Here is a 23,811-nt window from a genome sequence, read left to right as displayed (position 1 = left end):
AATCTGAAATATCTCTACATAACCCATTATTCTATACCTTTTGTTTTAGACTTGCTAAACTCATCTTGTTCTTTTAGCTGACCGCAAGCGGCGCTTATATCTATCCCTTTAGAGTCACGAATAGTACATAAGAGCCCGTGATTTACCAGATACTCCTGAAAAGCTATCATATCGCTTTTATCGGGTCTTTCATACTCTGTTCCGGGGTACGGATTGAAATATATAAGGTTTACCTTCGCTTTTATGCCTGAGAGCAGCTTAACAAGCTTTTTTGCAGAGCCGATATCGTCGTTTTTGTTTTTTATGACCAGATACTCGAACATCACTCTTTTTCTAGTGTCAATTGGAAAGCGTTTAACTGCTTCTATGATAGAAGCGATGTTATGCGCTTTATTCATAGGAATAAGCTCAGTGCGAAGCTCATCATCAACCGCGTGAAGCGAAATTGCTATATGAACGCCAAGGTCCATCTCCCCAAGTTTGTCGATCTTGCTGCTAAGACCGCTTGTCGAGACCGTCTGCCTCTTGCCCGATATTGAGAGCCCGTCACTCTCTTTAAATATTTCTATGGCACGCGAGAGACTCTCAAGATTATCAAGCGGTTCACCCATGCCCATATAGACTATATTTATCATTCTGTTGTGTTTATGGTCATTGTCTCTCTTTAGAGCTACAACCTGCCCTACTATCTCTCCTGCGGTCAGATCTCTTGTAAAACCGCCTTTAGCAGTCAGACAGAATGCACAACCGACTTTACATCCGACTTGTGTAGATACGCAGATGGTATATTTTGCCTCTTGAGCTAGATTTCCATCCTCATCTCTGATCTCATCCTTCATCTTCAGCCAGACCGCCTCTACTGTTTTGGAGTCTTGAAGTTCAAATAGGTACTTTATAGTTCCGTCGGAAGAGATCTCTTTTTTTACAATTTTTAGAGGAGTTACAATATACTTTTCTGCGAGCTCATCTTTAAGCGCTTTTGGTATATTGCTCATCTCATCATAACTCTGAGCGTAGTTGTGATAAAGCCAACCGTAGATCTGTTTTGCTCTAAAAGATGGTTTTACGATCTCTTGAAGCTCTTTTAGTTTAAAATCAAGTAGTGATTGTTTCATCTGCCAGTCAGCTCCTTGATCCTTTTTTTTACGTGTGTCTCCAGAATTTTTTTCGCCTCATCATGGTTTTTTAAAAAATCTTCATGCGCATTTTTGTTAGTATAGTTAGTTATGCAAAATACTCCGCCGGCAGGAATATCGAACTCTTGCGCAACTTTTAAAACAGCGAAAAACTCCATATTTTCTATGCCTACGCCTAGTTTTAGAAACTTTTTGCTCAGCTCTTCGTTCGTGGAAATATAGTTTGACGAGTTTACTATAACATCTCTTTTTGTTTGGTCCGTGTTAGTTGATATGACATTATCCAAAGGAGTGTAGGCATCATTATTTAAAAAGCCGAGCTCTATATTTGAAGCAGTTTTAGACTCTACAATGTCAAATATCTTATGCTCTCCGTAACTCCCTGCACTTCCTACAAAAAGTAAAAACTCAGGTTTGTCAAAGAGGCATAATCTTGTAATATTAATGGCAGATTCTATCAGCCCTACTCCCATAGGAGTTGCAAAATCAAATGTCTCATTGTTTCCTGCACAAATTATCATTAGAGTCTTACCGGTATGTTGTTATCGTGAAGATAGTGTTTGAGATCCATTATATCTATCTCTTTGTAGTGAAAAATACTAGCTGCAAGCGCCGCATCTGCACCATGTAAAAATGCCTCTTTTATGTGCTCCATACTTCCTGCTCCGCCGCTTGCTATCACGGGGACATTGACCGCGCGGCTTATCTGCTCTGTGATGTTTAGCTCAAATCCAGCCTTTGTTCCGTCTGCGTCCATTGAGGTCAAAAGGATCTCGCCGCTTCCGCGATCGACCACCTCTTTTGCCCACTCTACTGCATCTATGCCAGTATCTACGCGGCCGCCGTTTAGGTATACATTATATCTGTCGCCTGTTTTTTTTACATCTATCGCAGTTACTATGCATTGGGAGCCGAATCTTTTTGCACCCTCGTTTATAAGCTCGGGTCTTTTTATCGCGGCGGAGTTTACGCTTACTTTATCGCAACCCACATTAAGAAGTTTGTAGATGTCCTCGAGTTTTCTTATACCGCCGCCTACGGTCAGGGGTATAAAGATTTCACGAGCAACCTCTGCGACAATATCGACTATTGTCTCACGGTTGTCACTGGATGCAGTTATGTCTAAAAATGTTATCTCATCCGCACCCTCTTCGTTGTATCTCTTTGCAACTTCAACAGGATCTCCTGCATCTTTAAGTCCGACAAAGTTTACACCTTTGACAACGCGCCCATCTTTTACGTCAAGACACGGAATGATTCTTTTTGCAAAATAGTTCAAAATTCTACCTTGTGGGTTAAAATGCACCCTTATATAATATAGTGAAATTATACACATAATGGCTTATAGTTAGTTTTGGTACTTTTAATGTTTCACATGAAACATAACTGTTCGGCTGTAGTTATAATTATTATATAAATAGATAATAATAGTTTTTAACTATATATTCAGTTTTAAAAAAGTACTATACACCAAAGTTATTTTTTATTGATATTAATCAACTGTAAGCAAAATTATTATATTATGTCGGTCAATGGAAAATATTATAGCAAAGAAGAAGTTCGGACAGAATTTCTTAAAAGACGAGACAGTTTTACGAAAAATCGTCGAAGCGATGCCCAACAATGACAATAAGATCGTAGAGATTGGGCCTGGCTTAGGTGATTTAACTAAATTTTTAGTAGATGTCAAAAGCGTAGATGCTTTTGAGGTCGATACCGATTTGTGTAAACTGTTACAAAAAAAGTTTGAAAAAGAGATCGCAACCAAGCAACTCCGCATACATTGCGGGGATGTGCTCACTGCTTGGAAGAGTGAACTTATAGATGAGTCTTATGATCTGGTGGCAAATCTGCCATACTACATAGCGACAAACATAATTCTAAAAGCCCTCGCAGATCCAAAATGTAAAAACATACTTGTAATGGTACAGCTTGAAGTAGCAGAGAAATTTTGCGCGCATGAAGGCGATAAGGTATTTGGAGCATTGAGTATCATAACTCAAAGCGCAGGAGAGGCACGCTTGGTCGTGAAAGTTCCGCCAACTGCTTTTGAGCCGCAGCCGAAAATTGACTCTGCGGTTTTTTTGATACAAAAAAAGAGCGATAGATTTGATAAGGATTTTGAGAGTATGCTTAGAGTTGCATTTACGCAGCCTCGCAAAACCCTTATGAAAAATCTATCTGCCGTGTATGAAAAAACACTCCTTCAAGAAGCTTTTAACAAGCTTGGTCTTACACAAACGATTCGTCCTCATCAGGTCTGCACTGATGACTATCACCAACTCTATAAACTAACAAGGAGTTTGGATGGAACAAGAGAATCAGGAAAGCGTTAAAAGCACTTCTCAAGAAAATCGTAAACAATATAACAACAATAAAAGACATAACAACCCGAACAGACCAAGTGGTCAAAACAGCAACAAGCCCGCAGGCAATGCAGGTGCAAACCCTTCAGGCGGCTCTAAAAACAAGAACTCATCAAGAGGTCGCAGACGTCAAAGTACGCCTGTAAACGATAGTTTAAAAGCTTTTGTGGAACTCAACCAAGAGGCTCACAAACAGAGACTTAACCCTCACTACAAACTTGATCTTAACTCAAAAGAGAAGATCCGTATAACTCCGCTTGGAGGTCTCGGTGAGATCGGTGGAAACATTACCGTATTTGAAACTGAGAAAGAGGCGATACTGATAGATGTCGGTATGAGTTTTCCGGATGAGGATATGCACGGTGTAGACATTTTGGTGCCTGATTTTACATATATTCGTGAAATTAGAAACAAAATAAAAGCAGTTATCATCACCCACGCCCATGAAGACCACATCGGGGCAATGCCGTATCTGTACAAAGAGATGCAGTTTCCTATATACGGTTCGCCGCTTCCGCTTGCTATGATAGGCAATAAGTTTGATGAACACCACATAAAAGATTTCAAGCAGTACTTCAATCCTATTGAGAAGAGAAAAATATATAAAATAGGCGAAGATTTCGAGATAGAGTGGATGCATATGACACACTCAATCATCGACTCATCTTCACTGGCTATTACAACAAGCGCCGGGACGATCATCCATACGGGTGACTTTAAGATCGACCATACGCCTGTAGACGGATATACCGCAGACCTGCACAGGCTTGCTTACTATGGAGATAAAGGCGTACTTTGTCTTTTAAGCGATTCTACAAACTCATACAACTCGGCTCCTACGCCATCTGAACTAAGTGTTGCACCGGCACTTGACAGAGTGTTTTCAAAGGCTGAGGGAAGAGTTATCCTCTCTACGTTTAGTTCAAATATCCACCGTGTCTATCAGGCGATACAGTACGGTGTAAAGTACGGACGTAAAGTATGTGTCATCGGTCGTTCTATGGAGAGAAACATTGAAGTGGCGATGCAGTACGACTATATAAAACTGCCAAAGAATATATTCATAGAACCTGAGCAGATAGCACACATGAACGATAAAGAGATACTCATAGTGACAACAGGCTCTCAAGGAGAACCTAGTTCGGCGCTATTTAGAATGTCGATCGGGGAGCATAGACACGTCAAGATCAAGCCGACCGATCTTATAGTTCTCTCCTCACGTGCGATACCAGGCAATGAAGGTTCGATATCGGGTATGTTAAACTATCTGCAGCGTGCAGGAGCTAAGGTCAATAACGATAAAGATATTCACGTATCGGGACACGCTTCCATAGAGGAGCAAAAGCTTATGCTTCGTCTGGTAAATCCTAAGTTCTTTTTGCCGATCCACGGCGAGTACAATCATGTTATGAGACATAGGGATACGGCAATACTGTGTGGCGTTCCAGAGCGTAATATATACATTATGAACGATGGAGACACCGTTGAGATAGCTCCTAAATATATGAGAAAAGTAAAGACCGTAAGAACAGGTAAGACATATATTGACAATCAAAACAACCATAAGATAGAAGATGACATTGTAATAGATCGTCAAAAACTTGCAACAGACGGTATTGTAATGATCGTGGCTCAGATCGACGGACAGCACTCGACTATGCTTTCCAAGCCGATAGTAACATCATTTGGAATCGTTGCAGACAAACAGGATAAGTTTTTTGCAAAAGAGATGGAAGATGTACTAGAGCACTTCTTGGCAAACATCAAAGAGGGGCTTCTTGAAAATCCAAGAGCGCTTGAAAACGATCTCCGCCAAGCTGTAAGAAAACATATCTACAGAAAAATGAAAAAATATCCGCTAATTGTTCCGCATATTTTTGTAATGTAGACCAATTTTTATGGTATGCGGAATATCTTCCGCATACCATACACCTCCTTTTTCCAACGCTTTAGAGTTGTTGATTTTTAATCTCTTTATCCTATTGTAGTAATTTACTAGACACTTTTTCGATACTATTACCCAGATTTAGCAAAATGGTTAAACTTTTAAGACAACGGGGTAGTTTTGAGTATAAATAATGTTTTTGCAGATATTGTAGATTTGCACCCTTCAAGAATAGCCGTCTATGATGAAGACGGAAATTTCTTTTATGCAAACAGTAACTACATAGAAGCCTACGGTATCGATATGTCAGAGAAAGAAAATTTAAATTTTGACAAGATCAAACCGTATGAGATAACATTTGAGTATGTAAGATCTCAGCTATCTTTGTCAAAGAGTTTCACTATTGAAAAACTGGAAGATTCTGTCTGGTTTAAATCTCTGTTTTTTTATACGACTTCGAAATATCTTGTCCATACCTCTTCATATTCCGCAACATTAAAAGAGATAGACAAAAAGATCTACTATCATGCAAACTTTGATTCACTGACCACGCTTCCAAACAGATCTTATTTTAAAAAACAGCTCAAAAGCATACTTGAAGAAGCTTCACAAAAAGGCTCTAAAGTAGCTCTGTTTTTTATAGATATAGACAAGTTTAAAGAGGTAAATGACACATACGGTCATGATATAGGCGATAAAATGCTCGTCACCGTGGCCAAGAGGCTTTTAAACAGTGTCAGAGAGGATGATGTAGTAGCGAGGATAGGCGGCGATGAGTTTGTTTTAATAGCCAAAGATATAAAAAGCATAGAGATCGTAGAGCAGTTGGCGCTTAAGCTGCAGAGGAAGATCAGGCAGCCTTTGGAGATAGATACGCATATCTTCAATGTGACGCTATCTATCGGTATTGCTATATGCCCCGAACATGGAACAACAAGGCAGGAGCTTTTGAAGAACGCCGACATCGCCATGTATGAGGTCAAAAAAACGAAAAGAGATGATTTTAAAATTTATAACAGCTCTATGTCAAGCGAGGCTGCTACAAAACTCTCAATGAAGGCAGAGATAAGAAAAGCGCTTGAGCAAAATGAATTTGTCATGCATTATCAGCCGGTCATAGATTTTCACACCGATTCTATTATCGGGGCGGAGGCGCTTGTTAGATGGCAGCACAGCAAAAGGGGCATACTGGAACCTGATGATTTTCTTGAGCTTGTCTTATCCGGAGATATGGATAAAGAGTTCAACTGTATGGTTATCTCAAAAGTTTTAAACGATTTGGTAATAATGAATGAAACTTTTTTAAATAAAAAGCTGATCATATCTGTCAATATATCAAAAGATCAGTTTTTTAGCCCGACCTTTTCTTTAAATGTATCGGATGCATCTGAAAACTACTTGATAGACAAATCGCAGATAGAGTTTAAAGTAGTAGAGGGTCAGATAATGAAAAACGCCTCTGTAGCAAAAGAGAATATAGAGAATCTCCATTTAATGGGATTTAAAATAGCTTTGGATGACTTTGGAATCGAGCACTCAAGCCTGAATCATCTAAAAACGTTTAAAGTAGACAAGCTAAAGATAGACAGATCGTTTATAAAAAACATAGCTCAAGATGAAAGTGATTTAAATATTGTAAAATCTATAGTAAATACGGCAAAATTGTTTAATCTCAAAGTGCAGGCAGAGGGGATAGAGACTAAAGAGCAGTACAGAGAGTTAAAAAAAATCGGATGTGATTTTTCACAAGGTTTTTATCACTCAAGTGCCTTGAGCATGGATGATTTTATACACTATTGTAATAAAGCTTGATAGTATAAAAAGAATTAAAAAATTTAAATAAGAATGAAAAATGAATGGTAATAATTTAATAAGATTGACAAAGAGATGCTACTGGAGCATGGATACAGAGTCTCTTTTTGTAGATGGAGTGGATGTCAGGTTGTCCATCTCACAGAAAAAGCTCTTTAAGTTTCTAATTAAGAATATAAACAAACCTGTTTTAAATCTGGATATATTGTATGAGCTCAATGACTCGCATGACAAAGAGTTCAATGAAAAAAGTGTACGTAATTTTATAACAGGGCTTAGAAAATCGGCTCCATGTTTAAACCTTGTAAATATATACGGCGGATATTATATGCTTAAGAGTGAGCAGATCAGCAGATCCTTAAAGCTTAAAGAGCAGTTTTTTGAGATAATAGAGCAATCAAAAAACCCAATAGTGGTCACTAGCCCAAATGAATATGATAACCCAATTATTTATGTAAATGAGGCATTTTGTGAGTTGTTTGGGTATGAGTATGAAGAAGCGGTAGGTCAAAATTGCCGCTTTTTACACGGCGACGATACGGAGCAAGAAGCCCTTAAGCAGATAAGAGAAGCAATAAGTGCACAGAAGTCCGTAGAGGTAAATATATGTAACTATACCAAAGAGGGAGATATGGTCTATGAAGATATTACTATAAGCCCTATCTTTGATAAACAAAAAGAGCAGCTTAGCTACTTTTTAGGCATATACAAAGATATTAGATCGGTACCGCTCTTTTTGAAAAAAATCCAAGAAGTTCTTTAGAAGAATTTTTATTCTACTAAAAAATTTGCCATCATGGAGTGATCTTCATGTTCTAGGATATGGCAGTGATGAACAAACATACCCGGTATAGTGAACTTTACTATAATGCGAACGGTCTCCGCAGGCATAACAAGAACCGTATCTTTCCATCCTTTGTCAGTCGGAAAGTCTATTTTGCCTGTTCTGTCAAGCACTTGAAACTGAACCCCGTGCATGTGAAAAGGGTGTGCCATGTGGACACTGTTTTTAAGTACCCAAATCTCAGTAGAACCAAGTTTGACCCTCTCATCGACCCTGTGCATATCATAAGGCTTTTTGTTTAAAGTCCAGATGCCGCCTTTTATCACTTCCATGGTGATAGTTCTGCTCTTTGTCGCATCAGACTCTTTTATTCTGCGGATAGTTGTTAGTTTTGCAGGCAAAACGGCTGTATCGTTTGAGAGCTCCGTGATTTGAAACTTCATAATATCCATTTTTGCACCAAAGCCCGGATAATCGGAATTTGTTCCAAAATTGCTGCCCTCTTTAAATCCCAGAGTTTTGAGCATTACGCTATCACCCACTTTTTTATCTTTAAAATCAACTATGATATCTATGCGTTCTGCCACTGCGATCAAAATATCTTTTACGGTTACAGGCTCTTCAAGAAGCCCGCCGTCAGTTCCTATCAACGTGAACTCTTCGATGCCCTCAAAGGCAAGTTTGTAGATTCTTGCACTTGAGCCGTTTAGAATTCTAAGGCGGTATTTTCTATTTTTAACACTCTTGTATGGGTGAGGAGTTGAGTTTACCATGACAACATCGCCTAAAACCCCGACATTGTCCTGCAGAGTCTCTTTGTAGACAAGATTGCCCTCTTTATCAAACCTTCTGTCTTGTATGATCAGAGGCAGTTCGAACTCACCTGAGGGAAGATTTAATGCTTTTTCATTCTCATCCTCTATAATGTAAAGACCTGCCAGCCCGTAGTAGATCTCTTCTCCTGTTCTGCCGTGCGGATGGGTGTGGTACCAGAACGTCCCCGCGCTTTGATTGACTCTGTATTTGTACTCTTTTACCATATTTGTGGCGATAGCGTCCTTTGGATGGCCGTCCATCGTCTCGGGTACGAGCAGGCCGTGCCAATGGATGATAGTCGGTTTTTCCAGGCTGTTTGTAAAATCGAGCTCAAAATCGTCTCCTTTTTTGATCCGAATCGTAGCGTTCGGCAAATCGCCTTGAAATGTCAAGACATCAGTTTCTTTCTCTTTATAGAGTGCAGAGAGGCTTTTTTGGGCGTTAAACTTCGCTTTTGCAATATGCTTAAAATTGATCTCTTTTGGAATTTTCAGCTCCTGAGTAAATGGTTCAAGCCTATCGTTTAGGATTTCTTTTGGAGATTCCTGAACTGCTTTTTGAACTTCATTGCTTTTGCTCTCAAGCTCGGCATTTTTATCAGACTTTTTTTCACAACCGCTCAAAATAGCCGCTGCTGCCGAAAAAGAGAAAGAGTATAAGAAATTTCTTCTGTTCATCTTCGCCTCCTTATAAAAAGCTGCTTTAAAAAGTATGACGACAATGGTGTGAAAAAATGCTTAAGATGAGAAGTTAGTTACAGGTGGTAATTTATTGGCTCCTCTGATTTGTTAGGCATTTTGAACTTGCTCATTGAGACTTTTTTCTATTTCAGCAAGTAAGTGCTTTTCTTTTTGAAAAAACCACTTTAACGATTGGAATTCCATCCCTAATCTACCAACATAATGTTCTGAAGCGATTCCTTTAAATGGTTCATCTAAACCTTCGATTTTTTTTGTATAAATGAAACCGACCTCTTCAGACATGATAATTTCAAGATCATAGCCTATTGCTTTTGATAACTCTTTTATTATTACACCATCTAAAATTACTAGTAAAAAAACTTCACCATTTAAAAAAGCATATAATGATTCTGGAGTTTCTATAGAAAGAGTAAATGGGTAATAATTATCCCAGCGTTTATCCGTTTTTGCTTGATTTAGCATGTAGACAACAGGTTCTTTAATACCTTTGAATAACTCATCAAAACTTTTGTCTGTTCCTACTTTCAATCCAATGTAGTATAAACCTGGTTCGGGGCTAAGCGAAATAGCTTCCCCATTCATTGCTGATACAATCACAGTATTGATTGCATTATTATGATGTACTTCGTCCACAGGAATGTCAACTCTACACATTCCTTCAACACCTCCGATATTCCCTTCGTCATTATTTAAATAGCTATGAATAGTATCAATGGCATTAACTTGTCTATCAACACGTTTATTTGTATTTGTGCTTGATTTAACTTCAATTACATAGGGGTCACTTGCTCCTAAAAGGCATATATCACCATGTCTTATAGCATTTGTAATGTCACAAAGGATAGCTGGTACGTTGTTTGAAGTTGCATCTTTTATCAAACTCCATTCTTTTTTAATCCCAGTTTTACCACCTATAAATCCTGATGTCTGTTTTATTTCAGATGAATCGCTTTCGAATAATAAACGTTTTAAATTCCATTTACTGACATATTTAAAAACAATGCCATCACCAAAACAACGCCAAACATATAATAAATATTTATAACCATTTATTGAATTATTTGCTTTTTTAATTTTCGACTTAATCTCTTTTGATTGTATTTTTGTATTAATTCGATTTTTCAACGATTTTTTTAATTCAGAAAGCACTTCTTTTTTTATCTTAATTTTATGCTCAGTGTCAAGAATCCGTTCAATAATATATTGTTGAAGTTCTAATAGTGGGGTGAAATCATTACTGGTAGGGTCAAGCTCATTTAGCTTGTCTTTTAATAGAAAAATATGTTTTTTGTAGTACTTCAACATACATAAGTTTGAATCCATAGGACACCTTCTATTTTTTATTTGCCTAACTATTCATTCAAATGCATTATATACCTATTAACCTAAAAAAACGAAAATAACTAAGATTCCAAATGTGTGTTGATTATTAAAAAATACGACAAATTACACTATTCTTATGTATATAGTGTGTGTTAAATGCCATATAGAGAAATAACATACAAAAGTGTTAGTTAGAAGATAACATGTAAGTAAAAAAGAAACTTTTACGCAAAATTCTCAAAGTGCTTAATCACATCATTTTCTCAGCTATTTCTTGATACTCTATCGTAATAAAAACTTTAAAGGTATGACATTGTCTGATAAACAAGATACAAAATTTGAAGATGCCGTAAAGACCATGATGTTTCATGTTGGGGAAGACCCGAGCAGAGAGGGGCTTTTAAAGACTCCTCAAAGAGTCAAAAAGGCATACGAGTTTATATTTGGCGGTTATAAAGAGGACCCAAGAGAGATACTCAAATCTGCGCTGTTTACAAGTTCAAACGATGAGATGGTACTTTTAAAAGATATAGAGTTCTACTCCACTTGCGAACACCATCTACTGCCTATCATCGGGCGTGTGCATGTGGCATACATACCTGATGGGAAGGTGGTCGGGCTCTCAAAGATCCCGCGTGTAGTCAATGTTTTTGCCCGTCGTATGCAGATACAAGAGCAGCTTACCGAGCAGATAGCCGATGCTATCATGGATACTATCCAGCCAAAAGGCGTAGCCGTTGTAATTCAGGCAAGACATATGTGTATGGAGATGAGAGGTGTAGAGAAGATAAACTCGACTACTACATCATCGGCTCTGCGCGGACTGTTTAAAAAAGACGAGAAAACAAGAAGCGAGTTCTTCTCTCTGATAAACTCTCCCACAGGTTCACGTTATTAGACGAGCTCAAAAGCGAGGAGATTTTTAGTGCCTTTTTCTTCATTAAAAGATAAAATCTCAAATAAAAAGTATTCGGTAGCATTTGGTGAAGTAGTCAAAATAAACGCAACCGTTATTACCGCTCGCGGGCTAAAAGTAAGCATAAGCGATATAGTAAAGATAATCTCAAACGAGACCAGCCAAGAGACCATAGGGATGGTCACAGAGATAGACGGCCCTACATTCTACATCACTCCGTTTAGTTTTGTGGAGGGATTTTGTTCAGGAGACAGGGTCTTTTTGGACCAGACGGGTTTGAGCATCCCTGTGGGTCAATCTCTGCTTGGGCGCGTGGTCGATCCGTTTATGAGACCAATTGACGGCAAAGGCGTAGTCAACGGTTCAAAGCTTATGCCGATAATCAAGCCGCCTATAGCTGCTATGAAACGTGGTATGATAGATGAGGTCTTTAGTGTCGGCGTAAAGAGCATAGACGCTCTTTTGACATGCGGAAAAGGTCAAAAGCTTGGTATCTTTGCTGGAAGCGGTGTCGGAAAATCAACCTTGATGGGGATGATTGTAAGAGGCTCGGACGCACCCATAAAAGTTGTCGCACTCATAGGCGAGAGGGGCAGGGAGGTTCCTGAGTTTATAGAGAAGAACTTGGGCGGGAACCTTGAAAATACGGTAATAGTGGTAGCTACGTCTGACGACTCCCCGCTTATGAGAAAATATGGCGCTTTTGCGGCTATGAGCGTGGCGGAGTTTTTTAAAGATCAGGGGCTTGATGTCCTTTTTATCATGGATTCGGTAACCAGATTTGCAATGGCTCAAAGAGAGATAGGCTTGGCTCTTGGAGAGCCTCCGACCTCCAAAGGCTACCCGCCATCATCGCTCACACTTCTCCCACAGCTGATGGAGCGCGCAGGAAAAGAGGAGGGCAAAGGCTCAATTACAGCTTTTTTTACGGTTCTGATCGAAGGGGATGATATGAGCGACCCGATAGCAGATCAGTCACGCTCCATCTTGGACGGGCATATAGTGCTATCACGAGAACTTACAGACTTTGGCATATATCCGCCTGTTCACATACTAAACTCTGCTTCAAGGGTTATGAACGACATTATTTCGGATGAGCATCTAAAGGCTGTTTTGAAATTCAGAAGACTCTACACCACACTAAAAGAGAATGAGATGCTCATCCGCATAGGTGCATACACAAAAGGTACGGATCCTGATCTGGATGAGGCTATTAGAAAAAAAGATGATATGGAGAAGTTTCTGATCCAAAATGCAATGCAAAAGAGCGATTTTAAAGATACTATAGAGACACTTTTAAAGATCACAGCCCCTTCATTATAATATCGTTATCTCTCCAACTATCTCTTGTAGGCCTGTCTCCATGGGTCTGTGTTATGGCAAGTTTATGCGATGAGACCTTTTCAAACTTTTTCATAAGATGAGTTATCTCGCTGTCTAACCCGAATATGTCTATATATGTGTATATTATCGCTTCTGCGCCCTTAAAATTGTTTTTCTTCATCAATATACCTATTCTTGTATGAAAACTTACCCTCAGCAGATCTCCGATCTTGTTGCTTCTGCTTGGTAAACCAAGAAGCTGACCCAACTCTTTTTTAATATCTTTTATATTTCCATCCAGCGCGTACTCTTCGCACTTTTTCATAAGTTTTGACCAGTGTTTCTCCAGAAGCATACCGAGTTCTGTACTTCGCAGAAATTTATATATGTCCAAAAGTTCATAGCAGCTCTTAAAATCGCTCTTTTCATATGCATCCTGAAGCAATACGGCATGTTTGCACTTTAGTTGCAGCTCATCTTTTCTCTTTTTTATGTGAGGTATCTCTTCAAGTGTAAGTAGAAGTTTTTCTGCTTTGTGAGTCTGTGCCGCTTTTATGCTATCTTCTATTTCGAGGAGAGTCTCCTCTATCTGGTTGTTCATAGCTATATAGTTCGGTATCTGCCTAAAGAGCTCGTTTTTGTCTACAAGTTTGTTAATTGTCTTAAAATCCCTCTTTTGTATGGCCCTTAAGAGATCTACAAACTCTTTGTTTTGAGTAATTAGAAGCTTTATAAGAGGTTTTTTTGAGACCACGGTATTGTACTCGGCAAGAAGAGCTCTCGCGCCGGCTACGTTGTTTTGTATAATATGTCTTTGTGCATTTGAGAAAGCGAGCCTGAAGACCTGCTCCATCTTTTTGTATTGGACAGTTCTTTTTAAAGGCTCATATTTGGAACACATGCTATATGCTAGAGCGTACTTCTTCTCCAAAAACAGCGCTTGAAATCTTAGATAGTTTTCAAAAGCGCTAAATAGCTCTTTTATTACGCTCTGTTTAGATTTTATCTCTTTATATGGTTCTAAAACCCCAGAGGCATGAGCTCTGTTTTGGTTGATTAGAGCCTTGAGGGCGATCTCATAGCTCTTTTCAAATCTCTCTTCAAGGATTTTATGCTCACTTGAGCCCTGAAGCATAGGCTCTTTGTCAATAAGTTCAAAAGCCTCTTTAAGCGAGTTGTGCGCAATAAGGGATTTGAGTCTTGCGATACCCGGAAGCTCAATATGCAGAATCTCGTTGTTTTGAAGTGCGACAACCAGCGAGTCGCTGTTTACGATATCGACGAATCTTATTTTAGACTCAACCTCAATATACTTGCTATGGGCAATTTTGCAGTTTTTTATATCAATTATCGTAATTATATTTGAGTTTCCGCTGAGCAGAATATAGTTTGGATTTGGCATTATTATTATTGTATTGATCGATGAGATAGGCGTATCTATACTTTTGTGACCGCCTTCCTCCATGAGGGAGACAATGTCTACTTTCCCGTTATCTTTCGCGCATATAAGAGTATCTTCATCCAAGAAGCAAAGAGCGTTTATACGGGTTTTGTTGTATGTGATAACGCTTCTGTTCGTCTGCGTATAGAGGTCGATTATGTAGATAGCACCTCCGTAGCCGCTGCAGGCAAAAGAGTTGTTGAAAAATGCGAAAGAGCTTACAAAGTTTTGCTTCTCTCTGGTTATGTTTTTCCTGTCATAGGGGAAAGAGCAGAGTCTTGAGAGAAGTGAGGGCTGGTTCGTTTTGTACTGCAGAACCCTTCCGTTTTTGCTTCCGGCAATAATATAGTTTGAAGACGGATCAAAGCTTATAATCTCGACATCTTCGTCATGCACCTCGATCGTATGGATGATCTCTTTGGACTGCATCTCTAAAATATATATGAAATTGCTGTTCACAAAAGCAAAGAGTTCATTGTTAGGACTAAAAGCAGAGGCGGCTACATTTGCACCCAGATAGGCGTTGGCAATACTTTTTTTTGTTTCGCACTCATTAAAGTCAAATATTTTGATGCCGTGGAACTTTGTACAGTATGCAACAAGGGAATCATCAAGTGCTTTTAGTATAGTAATATCTGATTTTGCTCTTTGGCATTTGTAAATTTTAGGCATGAAATATTATAGATAAAAAAGGTAGTTTTAGAACTGAAATTTTTTGTAAAAAAAGAGTTAGAGCCGCCAAAGAGCAGCTCTGTTTTTAGAAGTCAAGCATCTCTATTTCAGAGTAGGCTTTCATTAGGTGTTTACCCATTTGACCCTCGTAAGCATCCCAAGAGTGGTAATCTTTTAGGTTCTCATCGACTTCAGGCTTTATTTCATAGCTTGCCATACCTTCGTCATAAGCTTTTTGAGCACCTTCAACTATAATTTTAAGATAGTTTAAAAATGGATCTATGGTTTCGCTTACTTCGCTGCTTGATGGTCCGTGACCTGGAACGTAGAGCGTATATTTTTTAAATTCGTCCTCTTGATTTTTGATCTTCTCAAGCAGTTTTATATTTTCAATAATGCTTGATGACTCATCAAATGCCCCGAAACGGTTTATGATAAGGTTGTCACCTATGAAGAGCGTGTTCGAGTTCGTATGCTCTATAAGTATATCAGTATCTGTATGCCCTTTTGAGTAGTGGCGCATTACAAAAGTCTCTCCATCTACAACGACGGTCTGCTTGTTCTCAACGCCATCACTCGGAAATGTAAAGGGTTTTGTACCCTCGAGGTTTCCTGTCAATCTATCCAAGATACCGTACCAAGTCTCAGCCGCATTGTCTTTAACCTGCTCTATCATATATGTAAGTGCATAGATAGGCACTTCAGGATACTTCTCTCTAATGTTCTTGTTAGCAAACCAGTGGTCACCGTGCTTGTGCGTATTGAAAACCGCGATTATCGGTTTAGAGCTCAGTTTTTCTATCTCTGCAAGGATCTTTTTACCTACGTTGTAGTTTCCGCCGGGATCAATTACGATAAGTCCGTTTTGGCTCTCAATAACGGCAGGATTGTTCATAAAGCCTTCATTCTCTTTGTTCGGCTCAAGCTCAGGTCCATGCATAACGTAAACGTTCTGATTCATCTTCTCAAATTTGAACTCACCTAAATTTCCCAATGTGAAAGCATTTAGTGAGATTGAAAAGAGCATGGCAATCGAAGCTATAATAGTAGCTTTTTTCATCTTCTCTCCTATGTTGTGTAAAATTTTAATTGCGGGGATTATTATACTATGTGCGGTGTAAATCCTCCATAAGGAGGATTAAGTAGTTTTCTTTTACGCTCTACCTGAAAGCATACCGTGAATTGTCATTGGCTTAAGCATATAAACTTTTAACAACCACATAATCCATCTCTCTTTAGTAGGATCAAGAGGGAATGAAGGTGTCGGCTTTTTAGTCCAGTTGAACTCAGCAAGCATAACAGTTCCAAGTCCTGTAATAAGTGGACAAACTGTATAACCGTCATATTTAGCAGTCGGCTCTTTGCCGCTCATAACAGATATTACGTTATCAACAACAACTTTGTACTGCTTACGAGCAGAACCACCTGTTTTACCCATTGGAACGCCTGCACAGTCACCTACAGCCCATACGTTAGGGAAGAAAGATGATTGAAGAGTCTCTTTGTTAACAGTAACCCAGCTGCCAGCTGAACCAATTTTTGACTTACCTACAACGTCAGGTGTCTTTTGTGGTGGAGCAACATGTATAAAGTCATACTTAAATGTAACAGGCTCGTTAACTTCAACTTCTTTGAAGATCGGATCACCCATCTCATCTTCAAACTCTTTTTTCTCCATCCACCATTTGTTGAATGTAGCTGTTTTAGCAGCAGGGTCTATCTCAGCAAGGTTATGCTTGTAGTTTACTTTGAAACCTCTCTCTTCAAACTGCTTAACGATCGGAGCGTTATAATCAGGAATACCAAATAGAGCGCCGTTGTTTGTATTGAAAGTCATCTCTACTTTATCACGTACACCAGCTTCTACAAGACGAGCGTGTGTTAAATACATGATCTTAAGCGGAGCACCACCACATTTGAAAGGCCCTCTTGGGTTAGAGAATAGTGCCTGTAGTTTTTCAGGTCCTTTATGCGCTTTTGCTTTGTTTATAAGCTCTTGAATACCTGCCCATGTTGCAACAGCACCGTCTTGGAAGTAAAGAGAGTGTACACCGTTTTGAGTAACTACTTTTTTTGTAGCCGCATTATCTTTTCCAGAAGATGTGATCTCTCCCTCTAAGCCTTTGATAGCCGCATAGTTAAGGTTAGCCCCAGCTGCAACTATAAGTTGATCGTAAGTTACATCTTGGCTTCCGTCAACTACAACTTTGTTGTTTTCAGGATCTATAGAAGTAACGCTCCCCTTGATCAGCTTAACTCCGCTTGGAACGAAATCGTCTCTTTTGTAGATAATATCATCAATTTCCCAAACACCGCTAGCTACAAGTGTTTGACCAGGCTGGTAAGAAACAGATAACGGATCCGGCTCAATTACAGTAATATCTGCATTTGAGATAGTGTTGTTAAGGCGTGCCGCCGTACTCATACCTGCTAAACCGCCACCAAGAATAACTATTTTACCTTTTACGTCCGCAGATGCAGATGCAGCAGTAGTACCAACGGTAGCACTTGCAATAACAGATGCCGCTAACGGAGACATCGTTAGGTATTTTAAAGCCTCACGACGAGACATAATCTCGGGATGCTTATCTACTTCGTTTAAAATCTCTTCTAAGATCTCGTTCTTCTTCATGATTTTCCTTTTTTTGTGATAAAGTTATCAATTTTACATCCTTGCGCCTTAAGATAGTTTTAAAAATAGCGGTTTTTCTAACAATAATGCTATTTAAGGCACTGATGTATCATTTTATGGGGTGATTTTTGCTTAATAATTATATATTTTATTTATAATAAGTTGAGCTGATACTCGTGAATTGAACTCATTTTTTGTTACCCGGTAACTGCACGTTAACTTTTTTTCACTAGGCATCTCAAGAGTTTTCTTAAATAGTATTAGCTCAATTGGCTTTCTTTCGTGGACGGATTGTTTAATCACTACTTTTGTGTGTGATTTCTCTTTGCCGAAATACTTTATCTCTACTATATGGGCATCTTTCATTAAAAAGAGCGGGCGAGAGTTTGCTTCTCCGTATGGTTCAAAACTCTCCAGCAGCTCCAAGAGCTCAAAGTCTATCTCGCTGCTTGGAAGAATGCCGATAACCTCATCTAAGGATAAGAAGTCTGATGGATCAAGTGTTAAAGCAGTTTGGTTGATGGCAGATTTGAAGAGTTCAATATCTTTCTCTTCAAGCCCGAGACCCGCTGCCATCTTGTGACCGCCGAATTTTGTCAAAAGAGCGCTGTTCTCTTTGATAAGTTCATATATATCTATATTCCCTATACTTCTGGCACTTCCCTTTGCAACACCGTTTTTTATGCTCAAAACAATTGCGGGTTTGGAGAAGTGATCTACAAGTCTGGATGCTACTATCCCTACAACGCCCTCGTGCCATCCCTCTTTTGCAACCACTATAATGCTATCCTTTTCATCTACTAGTCCAAGTGCTTCATCCGTAGTTCTTGCTTCCGTCTCTCTTCTTGTTTCATTTAATGTGTTGAGTTTTTCAAATTGTGTATAGGCTTCATTCGTTGTTGCAGCAGTCAAAAACTCCAAGGCGATACTCGCATCTTCAAGTCTTCCCGCAGAGTTTATGCGAGGCGCTATGGCAAAACCTATATCTTCGGATGTAATGGAGCTCTTGTTTAGAAAATCTCTTATTATAATGGAAGAGGGTCGCTGCGAGTTCATCAAGATCTTGAGACCCTCTTTTACGATCGCTCTGTTTATATCGGTAAGAGGCATGATGTCCGCGATCACAGCTATGCACAAAATATCCAGGAACGCTTTCATATCGATGGGGAGGGAGAGCTCCTTTTTTAAAAGCCCAAGAAGAAGCCAGGCGACTTGAGCTCCGCAGATCTCTTCAAAGGGGTAGCTGCAGCTTGAGAGCTTCGGGTTTACGATGGCATAAGCGTCGGGAAGGGTCTCAAGCGGAGTGTGATGGTCGGTTATGATAAGCTCTATTCCCCGCTCTTTACAGATCTCGGCAGCCTCAATGGCTGTTATGCCGTTGTCCACGGTTATAACAATATCCGCATCCACTCTCTTTAATACGTTCGGGCTTACCCCATAACCGTCGCTGAAACGGTTTGGAATAATTGTTTGAAGCGGGTAGGGTATCTGTCTGAAAAAGTCTATCATTATAGCCGTTGCGCTTACGCCGTCAACGTCATAATCACCAACTAGAGTTATCTTTTTTCTCTCTCTTATGGCGTCTGCTATCTTCTTGGCAGCTTTTTGGGCATCGTGAAGCATCTGTGGGCTTGGGATCTGCGAGAGTTTCTTCTCTTCGTTGTTAAATCTTTTAGAGAGCAGCTCAAAAAGAGCCGACTTGTCTAGTATAGGCAGATCATCAAAAAGATGCATATCTAAGCGGGTTACTTCTGCTGCGAAAGATTTAGAGTCGCCTCGACAAATGCCAAAATAGAAGGGTTTGGAGTCTGAAGTCTTGAGGTGAACTCAGGGTGAAACTGAACTCCTAAAAACCATGGATGATCTTTTATCTCTACCGCCTCTATAAGCCCGTTTGACTCACCTGTTACGATCATGCCCGCATCTTCAAGCTGTGCTCTGTAAGCAGGGTTTGCCTCGTATCTGTGGCGGTGTCTCTCATATATGGTCTTTGCTCCGCCGTAAGCTTTGCGTATGATAGAGCCCTCTTTTGTATCGCACGGATACTCTCCTAGACGAAGTGTGCCGCCCATCGGAGATTTATGTGTTCTAAGCTGAGTATTTCCGCTCTGGTCCATAAAGTTGTCAATAAGATAGATCATCGGATGAGGTGTGTTCTCATCAAACTCCACAGAGTTCGCGCCCTCTAAGCCGAGTACGTTTCTTGCATACTCTACAAGTGTAAGCTGCATACCTAGGCAGATACCAAGATAAGGGATCTTGTTTACGCGTGCATACTCTATAGCTTTGATCTTACCTTCAACACCGCGGTTTCCAAATCCACCGGCAACCAAGATAGAGTCGCAGTCACTTAGAAGTGCTTCCGTATCTCTGCTCTCTATCTCTTCGCTGTCCACCCAGTGGATGTCTACGCGCGTGTCAAGGTGCGCGCCTGCGTGGATAAGAGATTCCGTTAATGATTTGTAAGACTCTTTAAGTTCAAGATATTTTCCTACAAAGCCCAATACTATACGGTTTTTCGGCTGGACTATCTTTTTGACCAGAGAGTCCCATCTCTCCATATCCGGATTTAATTCGCCGAGCTCAAGCTCTTTTGATATAGGCTTTAAGATATTTTGTCTTAAAAACGAGATAGGAACATCATAGATAGAAGCTGCATCAAGCGCCTCAATAACGCTGTCAGCCGAGACGTCACAGCTCATAGCCAGTTTTTTCTTGAAAGTTTTCGGCAGCGCGTTCTCGCTTCTGGCAATTATCATCTGCGGAGTGATACCGATACGGCGAAGCTCCTGAACGGAGTGCTGTGTCGGTTTACTCTTTAGCTCGCCCGCAGCTTTGATGTAAGGGATGAGAGTAACGTGAACAAAAAATGTCCCCTCTACCTCTTCATCATGTTTCATCTGACGGATAGCCTCCATAAACGGAAGACCCTCGATGTCTCCTACCGTTCCGCCAAGCTCGACGATAAGTATCTCATGACCCTCGCCTGCCTCTTTTATACGCTTTACGATCTCACCCACGATATGCGGGATAACTTGGATGGTCTGTCCAAGATAGCCGCCCGCGCGCTCTCTCTCGATTACGCTGGAGTAGACCTGACCTGTAGTAAAGTTGCTTGATTTAAGATAAGAAGTATCTAAAAATCTCTCGTAATTTCCGATGTCAAGGTCAGTCTCTGCACCGTCTTTTGTCACGAAAACTTCACCGTGTTCAAGCGGGCTCATAGTTCCGGGGTCGACATTGATGTATGGATCTATTTTCAGCATACCGACTTTTTTGCCGGCATGTTTTAGCAGCGTGCCTATGCTGGCTGCCGTTATCCCTTTTCCAAGAGAACTTAAAACTCCACCGGTCACAAAAATATATTTAGTCATAAAATAGCTCCAAAATGTCAAACATAATCGCGATTATATTATAGAATCTCTTAAAATTAAGTATATGATTCCGTTAAACCGCATAAGCTAAAAGTTTCTTTTGCTATAATAACAAAACTTCAAGGGCTCTCTTAAAACCCTTAAAATAATATCTGAAAGAGTTTTATGGATTCAGCACTTTTGTATATTGTCATGGCACTCGGTGTCTCTACCGTTTTAAACCTCTTTTTAAAACGTTTTGGTATCTCTCAGATAATAGGCTACATATTTACCGGTACCATAATGGTTTATGCGCTTGATTTGAGATATATGAACGATTCGGCGACCCTGGAGCATATAGGCGAGTTCGGTATAGTCTTTTTGATGTTTACGATAGGTCTTGAGATATCTCTGACCAAGATGAACAGCATGAAAAAAGAGATATTTTTCAACGGCTTTTTGCAGGTCGGGTTTACCGCTTTGGTCGTTTATACGATAAGCCACTATCTCTTTTCGCTTGAATCGACTTCCGCTCTTATCCTCTCACTTGCCTTTGCGCTCTCGTCAACCGCCGTTGTTTTGAGCTATCTAAAGAGTTCAAAAGAGATACACAACCCGTACGGTCAGCGTGCGACCGGGATACTCATATTTCAAGATATCGCCGTCATCCCTATACTTATACTTTTGGGATTTTTAACAAGTAGCGGCGATCAGTCTGTCGTTCTTATTCTTAGGGATACTTTTATAAGTGCCGTTCTTGTCATAGGTTTTATGTTTATAGTCGGAAAAAGGGTTATGACGTGGCTTCTTCACTTCTCGGCGTCAAGCGAGGTTGATGAGCTTTTTATGGGTTCGGTTCTTTTTATCGTGGTCTCTGCTGCGCTTTTAGCCTCATACGCGGGCTTTACATACTCTCTTGGAGCGTTTGTGGCGGGGATGATAATTGCCGAGACAAAGTATCATCATAAAGTAGAATCGGACATCGCGCCCTTTAAAGATATACTTCTAGGAACATTCTTTATCGTAGTTGGTATGAAGATAGATGTTCTCTTTTTTATTGATAACTTCTGGCTTATTGTCGGCATCTTCTTGCTTGTTCTGGTATTAAAGACGATAATCACTTATCTTGTCGTGCGCATAACATCTTCCCATGTGCTCTCCTTAAAGACCGCTTTGGCGATCTCTCAGGTCGGGGAGTTTTCTTTTGTTATATTCGCGGTTGCGAGCATGGGAGGTCTTTTGGAAAAAGAGCTTGAGTCCCTTTTTGTCCTTGTGGTCATCTTCTCCATGATAGTGACCCCGTTCTTTATCTCCAAGATCAACAGGTTTGTTGCCTTTATTACGCGCTTTGAATATTTAGGGCTTGATACATCCGCATTTGTCTCGAGAGAAAACCATGTGATCGTGTGCGGCTACAGTGTCATCGGTAAATTTGTTGCCAAAAACCTTGATGAGCTTGGTGCTCCCTATGTCATAATCGACAACAACCCGAAACATGTCAATGAAGCCTTATCAGCAGGAAAAGAGGCTTATTTGGGAGATATGTCAAAGCTCTCTCTCTTAGAGGCGCTTCATGCCGAGAGTTCGGCGGCAGTAATAGTAACGCTTGATAATATAGAGAAAAAAAGAGCGATTTGCGAGGCCGTTTTAAAACACACAAAAGATATAAACCTTATAGTAAAAGTTGCTACGCTTGAGGATAAGGAGAATCTTCAAGATCTCGATATTACATCTATCGTCGATACCAAGGTCGAAGTCGGACGACTTCTTGTTGAAAAAATGCTCACATGTAAAATGCGGTATTAAGCAAGATGAAAAATGCCTATATTACAGATCTGGATCACACTTTTTTGCGAACCGATCTATCAGTTAGCCCATTTACGAAAGAGATATGGAACAGTTTTAGATCTGACTCTGTTCTTAGCATAGCAACGGCAAGAACATATAAAAAGACGGCACAGTTCTTAAAGGATGTGCATGTCAATGCTCCCATGATACTGCTTGACGGTGCACTGATAGCTACGATGGACAAAAATATAATCGATACGAAGTTCATAAACAGAGAGCTCGGGGATGCCATCATAGAGGAGGGCGCAAAGTTCGGTATCTACCCTTTTGTTCTCTCTTTGGCTGATAAAAATCTGAGCGAAGCTTTCTCATACTCTACGACTCTAAATGCATATCAGACAAAGATACTTCAAAACTATAAAAAAGATGACCATCACCATCAGGAGAGAGATCTTCGCGCCAAGAGCGATAACTTTAAGATAGTCTATTTTGGCGAGGAGGAGCTTTTAAGAAGAGTGGCATCTCATCTAAGGGCTGTTTTTGGGGATACTATAAAGTATATTTTAGCTCCCGAAGCCTATGCGGGCTGCTACTTTTTGACGCTTCTTCACAAAGATGCTGACAAATCCCACGGCATACAAAGCGTAAGCGAAGCGATCGGTTTTGATCTAAATAGGCTGAGTGTTTTTGGAGATAACTTCAACGACATAGGCATGTTTGAGTTGGCCGGAACATCAATTGCCGTGGCAAACGCACAAGAGGGCGTAAAAAAAGCGGCAAAAATAGTTCTGCCCCACACAAACGATGAAGACGCAGTTGCGAACTATCTTAAGAGCCTCAAAAATGTTTAAAAGCCTTAAAAT

18 protein-coding genes are annotated in these 23,811 nt (G+C 40.0%); 8 read left to right on the top strand and 10 right to left on the bottom strand.

Features of this window, described 5'->3' with window-relative positions:
- Positions 1 to 26: 26 nt before the first annotated feature.
- The 3 genes from rlmN to hisF are packed head-to-tail and all read right to left on the bottom strand — an operon-like array spanning position 27 to position 2,415.
- A complete protein-coding gene (gene rlmN, locus RBR61_RS00215) occupies positions 27 to 1,115 on the bottom strand; it encodes a 23S rRNA (adenine(2503)-C(2))-methyltransferase RlmN (RefSeq protein ID WP_320341504.1) in 1,089 nt (362 codons plus the stop codon).
- Positions 1,112 to 1,657, bottom strand: a complete 546-nt coding sequence (locus tag RBR61_RS00210; RefSeq protein ID WP_320341503.1) for a purine-nucleoside phosphorylase — start codon at positions 1,655 to 1,657, stop codon at positions 1,112 to 1,114. The genes rlmN and RBR61_RS00210 overlap by 4 nt, the downstream gene beginning before the upstream one ends.
- Positions 1,657 to 2,415, bottom strand: coding sequence for an imidazole glycerol phosphate synthase subunit HisF (hisF, locus tag RBR61_RS00205; protein ID WP_320341502.1), 759 nt, complete (start codon positions 2,413 to 2,415; stop codon positions 1,657 to 1,659). Before hisF ends, RBR61_RS00210 begins: the two co-directional genes overlap by 1 nt.
- A gap of 253 nt (positions 2,416 to 2,668) precedes the next feature.
- Here hisF and rsmA point away from each other — a divergent pair, with 253 nt between their 5' ends.
- From rsmA to RBR61_RS00185, 4 genes are all read left to right on the top strand, one after another.
- Positions 2,669 to 3,472 (top strand): 16S rRNA (adenine(1518)-N(6)/adenine(1519)-N(6))-dimethyltransferase RsmA, encoded by an 804-nt coding sequence (gene rsmA, locus RBR61_RS00200; protein ID WP_320341501.1) that lies wholly within the window; start codon positions 2,669 to 2,671, stop codon positions 3,470 to 3,472.
- The gene (locus RBR61_RS00195) at positions 3,444 to 5,390 is read left to right on the top strand and encodes a ribonuclease J (RefSeq protein ID WP_320341500.1); all 1,947 of its coding nucleotides are present in this window, start codon (positions 3,444 to 3,446) and stop codon (positions 5,388 to 5,390) included. Before rsmA ends, RBR61_RS00195 begins: the two co-directional genes overlap by 29 nt.
- 177 nt (positions 5,391 to 5,567) lie before the next feature.
- Entirely contained in the window at positions 5,568 to 7,199 is a 1,632-nt protein-coding gene (locus RBR61_RS00190) for an EAL domain-containing protein (protein ID WP_320341499.1), read from the top strand.
- A gap of 40 nt (positions 7,200 to 7,239) precedes the next feature.
- On the top strand, positions 7,240 to 7,962 hold the full coding sequence (locus tag RBR61_RS00185) for a PAS domain-containing protein (protein ID WP_320341498.1): 723 nt from the start codon (positions 7,240 to 7,242) through the stop codon (positions 7,960 to 7,962).
- Between the two features lie 8 nt (positions 7,963 to 7,970).
- On the opposite strand, the gene RBR61_RS00180 is transcribed toward RBR61_RS00185, so the two are convergent.
- Together RBR61_RS00180 and RBR61_RS00175 are read right to left on the bottom strand one after the other, a co-directional pair.
- Positions 7,971 to 9,476, bottom strand: a complete 1,506-nt coding sequence (locus tag RBR61_RS00180; RefSeq protein ID WP_320341497.1) for a multicopper oxidase family protein — start codon at positions 9,474 to 9,476, stop codon at positions 7,971 to 7,973.
- Between the two features lie 111 nt (positions 9,477 to 9,587).
- Complete coding sequence (locus RBR61_RS00175) at positions 9,588 to 10,823, bottom strand: hypothetical protein (protein ID WP_320341496.1); 1,236 nt, start codon at positions 10,821 to 10,823, stop codon at positions 9,588 to 9,590.
- Between the two features lie 313 nt (positions 10,824 to 11,136).
- Here RBR61_RS00175 and folE point away from each other — a divergent pair, with 313 nt between their 5' ends.
- Both folE and fliI read left to right on the top strand, forming a co-directional pair.
- Positions 11,137 to 11,721: a GTP cyclohydrolase I FolE gene (gene folE / locus RBR61_RS00170; RefSeq protein WP_137011082.1), complete on the top strand. Its 585-nt coding sequence runs from the start codon at positions 11,137 to 11,139 to the stop codon at positions 11,719 to 11,721.
- Positions 11,722 to 11,748: 27 nt separating this feature from the next.
- Entirely contained in the window at positions 11,749 to 13,062 is a 1,314-nt protein-coding gene (fliI, locus tag RBR61_RS00165; protein WP_320341495.1) for a flagellar protein export ATPase FliI, read from the top strand.
- Here fliI and RBR61_RS00160 read toward each other — a convergent pair.
- From RBR61_RS00160 to RBR61_RS00140, 5 genes are all read right to left on the bottom strand, one after another.
- A complete protein-coding gene (locus tag RBR61_RS00160; protein WP_320341494.1) occupies positions 13,043 to 15,175 on the bottom strand; it encodes a hypothetical protein in 2,133 nt (710 codons plus the stop codon). The genes fliI and RBR61_RS00160 overlap by 20 nt on opposite strands.
- Positions 15,176 to 15,260: 85 nt before the next feature.
- On the bottom strand, positions 15,261 to 16,235 hold the full coding sequence (locus RBR61_RS00155) for an MBL fold metallo-hydrolase (protein WP_320341493.1): 975 nt from the start codon (positions 16,233 to 16,235) through the stop codon (positions 15,261 to 15,263).
- A 93-nt stretch (positions 16,236 to 16,328) separates the two neighbouring features.
- Positions 16,329 to 17,807 carry an FAD/NAD(P)-binding oxidoreductase gene (locus RBR61_RS00150; protein WP_320341492.1) on the bottom strand — a complete coding sequence of 493 codons (1,479 nt, stop codon included), beginning with the start codon at positions 17,805 to 17,807 and terminating at the stop codon, positions 16,329 to 16,331.
- Positions 17,808 to 17,939: 132 nt separating this feature from the next.
- The gene (recJ, locus tag RBR61_RS00145) at positions 17,940 to 19,541 is read right to left on the bottom strand and encodes a single-stranded-DNA-specific exonuclease RecJ (protein WP_320341491.1); all 1,602 of its coding nucleotides are present in this window, start codon (positions 19,539 to 19,541) and stop codon (positions 17,940 to 17,942) included.
- A gap of 11 nt (positions 19,542 to 19,552) precedes the next feature.
- Complete coding sequence (locus RBR61_RS00140; RefSeq protein ID WP_320341490.1) at positions 19,553 to 21,181, bottom strand: CTP synthase; 1,629 nt, start codon at positions 21,179 to 21,181, stop codon at positions 19,553 to 19,555.
- A gap of 165 nt (positions 21,182 to 21,346) precedes the next feature.
- Between RBR61_RS00140 and RBR61_RS00135 the strand changes: the two genes are divergently transcribed.
- On the top strand, positions 21,347 to 22,966 hold the full coding sequence (locus tag RBR61_RS00135; protein ID WP_320341488.1) for a cation:proton antiporter: 1,620 nt from the start codon (positions 21,347 to 21,349) through the stop codon (positions 22,964 to 22,966).
- 5 nt (positions 22,967 to 22,971) lie between these two features.
- On the top strand, positions 22,972 to 23,799 hold the full coding sequence (locus RBR61_RS00130; protein WP_320341487.1) for an HAD-IIB family hydrolase: 828 nt from the start codon (positions 22,972 to 22,974) through the stop codon (positions 23,797 to 23,799).
- Positions 23,800 to 23,811 lie beyond the last annotated feature (12 nt).

This window comes from Sulfurimonas sp. (assembly GCF_034005705.1).
In the GTDB taxonomy this organism is placed as follows: domain Bacteria; phylum Campylobacterota; class Campylobacteria; order Campylobacterales; family Sulfurimonadaceae; genus Sulfurimonas.
Note: the sequence above shows the minus strand (reverse complement) of the source record. Positions and strands in the feature narration are given on the sequence as shown.